Source organism: Chitinivorax tropicus (assembly GCF_014202905.1).
Lineage (GTDB): Bacteria > Pseudomonadota > Gammaproteobacteria > Burkholderiales > SCOH01 > Chitinivorax > Chitinivorax tropicus.
In genome coordinates, this window is sequence record NZ_JACHHY010000043.1 from 1 (window position 1) to 7,746 (window position 7,746).

At 50.3% G+C, this 7,746-nt stretch carries 5 protein-coding genes and 1 pseudogene; 3 read left to right on the forward strand and 3 right to left on the reverse strand.

The features are described from left to right. Positions 1-510 (reverse strand): annotated as a pseudogene (locus HNQ59_RS18775) (IS5 family transposase); the annotation flags it as partial. A 213-nt stretch (positions 511-723) separates the two neighbouring features. After that, a complete protein-coding gene (locus HNQ59_RS18780; protein ID WP_184041928.1) occupies positions 724-1,917 on the reverse strand; it encodes a choice-of-anchor Q domain-containing protein in 1,194 nt (397 codons plus the stop codon). 348 nt (positions 1,918-2,265) lie between these two features. Here HNQ59_RS18780 and HNQ59_RS18785 point away from each other — a divergent pair, with 348 nt between their 5' ends. Then, positions 2,266-4,266 (forward strand): neutral/alkaline ceramidase, encoded by a 2,001-nt coding sequence (locus HNQ59_RS18785; protein WP_184041929.1) that lies wholly within the window; start codon positions 2,266-2,268, stop codon positions 4,264-4,266. An 826-nt stretch (positions 4,267-5,092) separates the two neighbouring features. Further along, positions 5,093-5,527, forward strand: coding sequence for a hypothetical protein (locus tag HNQ59_RS18790; protein WP_184041930.1), 435 nt, complete (start codon positions 5,093-5,095; stop codon positions 5,525-5,527). Between the two features lie 162 nt (positions 5,528-5,689). Here HNQ59_RS18790 and HNQ59_RS18795 read toward each other — a convergent pair whose 3' ends face one another. Continuing rightward, positions 5,690-6,607, reverse strand: a complete 918-nt coding sequence (locus tag HNQ59_RS18795) for a cupin-like domain-containing protein (protein ID WP_184041931.1) — start codon at positions 6,605-6,607, stop codon at positions 5,690-5,692. A gap of 516 nt (positions 6,608-7,123) precedes the next feature. On the opposite strand from HNQ59_RS18795, the gene HNQ59_RS18800 reads away from it, so the two are divergent. Further along, positions 7,124-7,519 (forward strand): hypothetical protein, encoded by a 396-nt coding sequence (locus HNQ59_RS18800; RefSeq protein ID WP_184041932.1) that lies wholly within the window; start codon positions 7,124-7,126, stop codon positions 7,517-7,519. Positions 7,520-7,746: the final 227 nt, after the last annotated feature.

The following is a 7,746-nucleotide window of genomic DNA, read 5'->3' on the forward strand; positions in this document are numbered from 1 at the left end:
TTGCGCATCGCCCTGGCGGTTATCTGTCACCTCGATGGCGCGGATCTGTAGGGTTTCCGCATCAATGCCCAGATGCACCTTGCGCCACTGCCGGCAATATTCCGCGCCATGTTGCTTGGTTTTCCACTCACCTTCGCCCAGCATCTTGATACCTGTGCTATCAGCGTGCCAGAGCTTTTCTGGTAGGGAATCTTGACCTGCAGCGTCTGTTGCCGCCTGGAGAGCATGCTGTAATCTGGGACGCCCCAGTCCAGACCCGCCAACTGAATCAGGCTTTGGATGAAGCCGATGGTCTGCCGTAGCGCCAGTCCAAATAGGTTCTTAAATGGTCAGGCAGAATGGAATAGCGGCATCGCTATAGGTCTGCGTCCGTCCGCGCGTGCCCTGAGGAGTTCCCCGCCATGACATGCTTGTGTCCAGCCAGACGGTCAGGGAGCCGCGTTGGATCAGGGCTTGGTTGTAGGCTTTCCAGTTGATCGTGCGGTAACGTTTCGGAGCGGGCTTGGTCATGCCACTATCTTACCAAGCCACGCTGAGGAAGGGGTTGTGCAACAGCGCCGTATGGGCAAAAAAGATATGGCATGGAGGCAGCGGTCGGCTGAGTTTGTATGGCTTGATATCGGTAGTGTGATGCAGTGCGTGGAGGTGCTTTATCTGAGATGTGTATGAGCGCCATGCATGAGCCCGGCCACCCGGTGGGTGTGGCCGGGCAGTTGGATCATTTCATTTCACTTCGACAGCGCCAATATCGCAACGTCCATCTGGTGTACGAGGCTGGCGGCGCTGGTCCTGCAGTAAATTGCAATTCGGCTGGCCATTGTCGATCAGAGGGCTGTCCGCAAGCGGTAGATAGGTGGGTGTCAGGCCGCCATACATGCCGAGTGACGACAGTCTGGCATCCGGGCCGAGGTAGTTGTAGTGAAAGTCGTTGAAGTGGCTGGGGTCACCCAGTGGGTAAGCGGTGTGGGTCAACCAGACCTGGCCGCCGTGATTGTCGAGGGATTGCTGGTCAAGTGTCGGGTTGCCGGATACCTGCCCTCTCCGGTTGTTGGCAATGGTGCTGTAGCTGACACTGAGCTTGCCTGCCTGGCTGTTATAGATGCCCGCGCCAGTGTTGTATCCCTGGCTGCTATAGGACACGCCATTCTCGCCCACTGTGCTGTTGATCAAGGCGGCAATACCTTGGTTGGACAGTGCGCCACCGTGGCCAGATACACCGATCAGCCAATTTTCAGTGAAAGTGCTGTTCTGCACGACCAGCTGACCCTCATTCAACATGGCGCCACCGTCACCCGTTATGACATCGATGGTATTTTTCCAGATCAGGCTGTCCAGCAGTAGAACCGACCCGCTCGATGCATTGGCAATCGCCCCCCCTCCATTGTGGCGAGCGGTGTCATCGGCCTGGGCGGAGGAAGTGGGGCTGGGGCCAGGGTGAATCCGCAGATGATTGTCCTGCAAGGTGACCCGCTGCAGTGTCAGATGACCCGCATTCAGGATGCCCGCACCCGCGAGCGGGAAAGACGTGTCATCTGCCTGGCCGGATAGATATCCCTTTTCGATGGTCAAATTGTTGAGCGTGGCAACCCCTCTACGGGTGACTCGGATGACTCGATGTTGCTGCAGGCCACTTAATTTGATGCCCGCTTCACCACCATCTATTTTGACCAGTCGGTCAATGATCAATTCGCCACTGGTCAGGTCAATGGTTCGCTGGTGCGGTGGCAGATTAAAGAAGATTTGATCACCGAACGGATCGAGTGGTGCTGTCTCCAATATCGCCCTGAGGGTGCCTTCTCCAGTGTCATTTGCGCTGGTGACGATATACGTCCTGGCCTGCGCTTGGATGCAGCTTAGTGCGAGGGCGGCCAATAGACTGATCGAGGAAATTCTCCTGCTTGCCTGTTGATTTGTCATCATAATTCCTTTTTGAATGATTGTATTGACTGTTTATCATTATTTTTTAAATATAATTTCATCTTGATAATAATTGGTCAATTTATGGTGTTTATTTTATATATTTAAATGTTATATATTAATTAATAATGAATTTCTTCTATTTAATTTGACGTATGATAATAAAGAGATATTTTGAGTGTCATGTTGTGAATTTTGAGTATTTCACTACTGTCAAGTGCGCAAATCCGCAATTTGTAATATTTTATGTGTCCATGAATGATGTGATTGGGATGGTCACGCGAGCAGGGCTCTCCTATAATGAAACGCGGATACATTTAATAACTATGTTATGGAGTTGAGACAAAGATGAAGCGCACATTGCAAGCGGTATTGGGTATCCCAATGTTGCTCCTGGCGCAGATGGCGTCAGCGGATAGCTATCTGATCGGGCGTGGCATGTCTGACATCACGGGTGAAGCTGCTGAGGTGGGCATGATGGGGTATGCCAAGATGGGGCAAACGGCTGCAGGCATCCATATGCGGCAGCGGGCCCGGGCATTCATCGTGGCTGACCCGGGAAATGGTCAGCGGGTGGTGTTTGTCAACAATGACATTGGGATGGTGTTTCAAGGGGTGCAGCAGGCGGTGGTCAAGCGGCTGCAGGCCAAGTACGGCAACTTATATACCGCTGAAAATGTCGTTCTGGCCGCCACGCACACCCACGCTGGTCCCGGCGGGTTCTCGCATTATGCCCTGTATAACTTCACCACCTGGGGGTTCAACCGGGCTACCTTCGAGGCGATCGTGTCCGGCATCGTCGAAGCCATCGACAAAGCCCATCGTAATCTGAAACCTGGTCAGATCCATATCAACCAGGGGGACCTGCTGGATGCCAGCAACAATCGCTCATTACCAGCCTATGAGCGGAACCCCCAGCCGGAGCGGGCTAGGTGGGGGCTGCCGATCGATCCGCAGATGACCGTACTGAAGTTCAGCCGCCATGGCGACGAGATCGGTGCCATCAGCTGGTTCCCCACCCATGGCGTGTCGATGAAAAACACCAACCATCTGGTCAGCCCAGACAACAAAGGCTATGCGGCGTGGCGCTGGGAGCATGAGCTAAAAGGCGGGCGTTACGACAATGACGAAGACTTCGTTGCCGCATTTGCCCAGACCAATGCGGGGGATATGACGCCCAATCTAAACCTGAATGGCACCGGGCCGGCCAATGATGAATTCGACAATACCCGGATCATTGGGGAGAGGCAGCTGAAGAAGGCGTTGGCATTGTTCCAGACCGCGCAGGAGTCGCTGAATGGCCCAGTTGACTATCGCCAGCAGTATATCGACATGTCTAATGTCGAGATTCCTGCTGCCATGGCGGATGGTCAGTCGCGGCGTACCTGCCCAGCTGCGCTGGGCACAGCTTTTGCAGCAGGTACGGAGGATGGTCGCGGGCTGGATGGTATGTCAGAAGGCGATTTGAAAGGGAATCCATTTTACCGATTCCTCGGTGGTGTCATTACCCCTGCGCCACAATGGGTGCATGACTGCCAGGCGCCGAAGCCGATTTTGTTGGCTACCGGCACGCAAAAGCCGGTGCCCTGGTCGCCGGAAGTATTGCCAGTATCGATATTGCGGATCGGCCAATTGGCGATCGTTGCGGGCCCTGGTGAATTCACCATCATGGCTGGGCGGCGTATCCGTGAAACCGTGAAATCGGCGCTGGGTGATGCCGTGAAATATGTGGTTTTCAATGGCTATGCCAACGCCTATTCAGGCTATATCACCACCCCCGAGGAATACGAAGCCCAGCACTATGAAGGCGCTTCAACTCATTTCGGCAAGTGGACGTTGCCAGCCTATCAGCAGGCTTACTTCAAGCTGGCCACCGCGATGCGAACCGGGTCATCTGTGCCGCCAGGACCGCAGCCAAGGGATCTGTCCGCGAACCAGATGTCTTTCCAGACGGGCGTGGTATTGGACAACACGCCCATCGGCAAGCAGTTTGGCCAAGCCGACCAGCAGCCTGACGCAGCCTATCTGCGTGGCGGTCGCGTCAATGTCTCGTTCTGGACGGGGCACCCCAAGAACAATTTGCACCGGAATGGCACCTTCCTGCAAGTGCAGCGCTGGGATGGCAGCCGCTGGCAAGTAGTGGCGGATGATGGCGATTGGTCAACCATCTACCGCTGGCAGCGTATCGATCCGGTATGGGGGACATCCAAGGCTGTCATCAGCTGGGACATTCCATTGTCCGCCCAGCAAGGCAGTTATCGGATCGTCCATTTTGGTGATTATAAAAATGGCTGGAATGGCAAGATCCATCCTTTTACCGGCGTCAGTCGTAGTTTTACCGTGCAGTAACCCTGTTGGATTGATCAATCCGACATCAAGCAAGGGTGAGGCTACTGGCTTCACCCTGTTATGCATCATCGCATGGCCTGCCGGCCATTCATTTCATCTGGCTACCCTGATATTCCATCAAATTCTCTCGGCTGTTTTTTATATTCAGATTGCTGAATTGATAATGGCTGGCTAGAGGTTTTTGGCTCCTTCTTATTTTAATGATGATGCGCTTAATGTAATGAATTTCGGATATTGATTTATTGGTGGGTGGTTGAGTGGATATTTTAATCGTAATTTCAAATTGTTAGCATCGTATATGCGATATTTTGATTTAAATAAAATTAATATTGAGTATTAAAAATTGCTTTACTATGAAAGCATTCTAATTTTGGCCTTATTGCATTGTGCTGGTCATGATGGATGGCTGACTCATTGGCGTTGTGTGGGTGTGTTTTCTATTCATGGTTGCTACATTGCTTGAATTGCTGTTGGGAAAGTGACCTGATCTACTCATTATTACCGGCTGCGAAAGGCTAATGTCAGGGAGATGCGCTGCGGAGGAATGTTGAGTCATGAGTGATTCGGCAAAGTGTGCGCAATGCCCCCTACAGATGGCAAGGCCGCATGTTTGGTAACTTGAGTGCAGGTGGTCCGTGAGTGATGGAGTGGTGTGTTGTCTGGGTGCATAGTGGTCGTCAATTCTGACAAGGAGCTGAAAATGAAATTCTTCAAAACTGCAATAGTTTCAATGATATTGGCTTCATAATGGGCAATCGTCACGACGTCATGGGCTGTTGATCAGGAGGTCATATTCAATTTCAACAATGATCCACGCTGGATACGAGTGAATCACCCGGTCGTTAATAAACCAAAAACATATTTGCCGATTGTAGTCTATCCGAGCGACTCGATTTTTATACGAGCTGAAGGGTGTGTTCAGACCGGTGGGAGTGGAAGGACCTGGAAGCGCTATGTCAATCCATCAGGATCCGACTCGGATAGGCTGTATCATGGGCAGATCCAGATTCCTGGTGTGATAGAGAGCTTGACATTTCTGAGCGATTTGATTGGAAATGGCTCCTGGTCGCGTCGCTTTATTGTGAGTAGTGGTAACACCTTCCCTGGTTTTATCGCGATTGGTTACACAGATGATGACTATGATGATAATGGTTACTATAGTCATGATGATGGAACAGAAAATCAATGCAGGGAAAACATTGATGCTTATCTGGATATCTATGTTTGTCGGGCAAACCCAGTAAATGGGCCAACTTGCTAATCCATGACAATCTTCAGTGCGTAGGGCTGCTTGACCTGATGGCGGTTTGATGGTCCGGCAATCAATGCCTGATTGAATATATTTTCATATAAAATGAAATGGGCTTGTGCCTGAATGGCAAGCCCATTTTTTATTTATTGCACGATTGGATATGACTAATATTCAGGTGCGCCGTACCAAGCTGCTTCGCAGCAGTGTGAACAGCAGCTGCCCGAATGGCGGGTCATCGCCCAGGCGGCGGGTGAAAGGTCGATTCAATAGGCCGTGCCAGAAAAAGTCCTTGCTCACTGTCAGCCAGCTGGATAGCCCTCCCATATGAATCGAGTAAGCCAATTCCCGAAGATTGGTCTTCTCCCCGAATTCATGGCTGAGCGAAATGGATGGGCTGAGTGAAATGACGCTATGCCACCAACGGTGGGGAATGAATAGCGCTTCGCCGGGTTGCAGGATGGCATATTGCATATCGACTTGTGCAAATCTCGGGAAGCGTTGCAGATCGGGGGCGTCGGGGGATACTTGGCTTTTGGTGACACTGCCAGGGTATGGATAGACATGGCGGGATGCCTCTGGCGCGATCAGCCAGACTGCTTTCTGTCCATGGAGTTGGCAAAGCACATTGTCTTGCTGATCGAAATGCAGACCCGTCCGGGTGCCCGCTGAGCCAAGCCAAACATAGGTCGGATCGGTGCTTACTGATGGGGTGAAAGATTGAAACACCACATCACGCTCCAGACCTGTCAGCTTCCGTATATCTTGACGCCTGAAATAACAAGGGCGCTGTGTTTGCAGCATGTGCTCGACAAAGTCCTGCAGATTCATCTCGTGTAGAAAATCATCTGCCACATGATCATAAGAGGTGCCTGACGTGGGCATATTCAATACGACACGGCTACGGACATGGGCGAATCGAGCCTGGAAATAAGCAGGCGTCCATTTGGTGAATGCTGGCCATTGGTTGACAAGTCCTGTGATGATGGCTGGTTGGCGGGTGGCGACGACATCAGTCAGGAAGCGATCTGGATGATATGCCCAGCGCGAGATGGTGGTTGGGGTGCGACATGTGGCGGCGTGAGGTTGCATGGCTTCACCTGTTTATGATGAGGGTGATATATGTAAAGGTATTTCTACTTCTGAACGGATTTTCAGCAAAAAATGTGCCATGTTTTTTAAGACTGGGTTGTCATGAATTTTAATTAATAATAATAATTAATATGTTGATTTAATTGATTTTTATTTTTTGAATTTTAATATTATTTTTATTTGAATTATATAACCTTATTCTGATTATCAATATTGTAAGAAAATTCGACATTTTCGGATGGTATGTGCTGCGTTTGCGCTGTGAAATGACGGTTCTCTGATTGGCGTGCAGGGTGGCTTGATAAATAGACTGTAGAGTGATGCAGTTGATGGTATATAGCTAAATTTGATTGGTCATATATCTTGTTATTGATTTTTATTGTCATCCTTTTTTAAATCGAATGGCTAGTCATGGAAGATTAAATTAATTGGCCTTGTGTAAATGAGAGGAAGTACCATGCCGCTCGTGGATCAGCATTGCTGATTTGCATTTCATCAGTATTTGATTGATTGGATATGAATCATTTCCTGCAATATGCACATATAAGGGTAACTAAAATGAAATTGTCTTTGAATTGCTACGCAGTACTCGCCTCTGCACTTATCGGTCAATCCGCACTGGCAGCCGACCCTACCTACACTGGGCTCGGTACCATCACTATGCTGGAGGCTGGTTGGTCGGCAGATACGGTTTCGGTTACGACATCTGCGCCAATCATCAACCCTGCATTTTGCCCGATAACATCGGGTGGTTATGTCACTGATCCCAATGATGCTGGTCGCCATCTTTTCCAGAGCATGCTGCAAGAGGCACTTTGGCGTAATCGTGCAATCCGATTATTAATCAGTGGTACAGTGGGTGATTGCCCCTATGGCAAACCGCGCATCATTGCTGTGAATGTCAAGCCTTGAATGATCGGTTGGTCAGCGGCTGTTGATGTCTCAATATATTGATATCTGTGCAGCTGTGGTTTTATCTTTTGATAGTCAGAGAGAATGTGCCGATTATTTTTAAATGGGGTGGATCTGCATATTTATATGTCAAATGGCGCTGTTGCATAAATCCTGAATCGGGCGATGCTCCCCTTTACCCCAACGGATTTACGCCAAAGCTACCGTGCACGGACGGCCCAGCATGC

Excerpts from the sequence above, each read along its gene's own strand:
- HNQ59_RS18780 (WP_184041928.1), bottom strand. The coding sequence starts at position 1,917 with ATGACAAATCAACAGGCAAGCAGGAGAATTTCCTCGATCAGTCTATTG.
- HNQ59_RS18785 (WP_184041929.1), top strand. The coding sequence starts at position 2,266 with ATGAAGCGCACATTGCAAGCGGTATTGGGTATCCCAATGTTGCTCCTG.
- HNQ59_RS18795 (WP_184041931.1), bottom strand. The coding sequence starts at position 6,607 with ATGCAACCTCACGCCGCCACATGTCGCACCCCAACCACCATCTCGCGC.
- HNQ59_RS18800 (WP_184041932.1), top strand. The coding sequence starts at position 7,124 with ATGAATCATTTCCTGCAATATGCACATATAAGGGTAACTAAAATGAAA.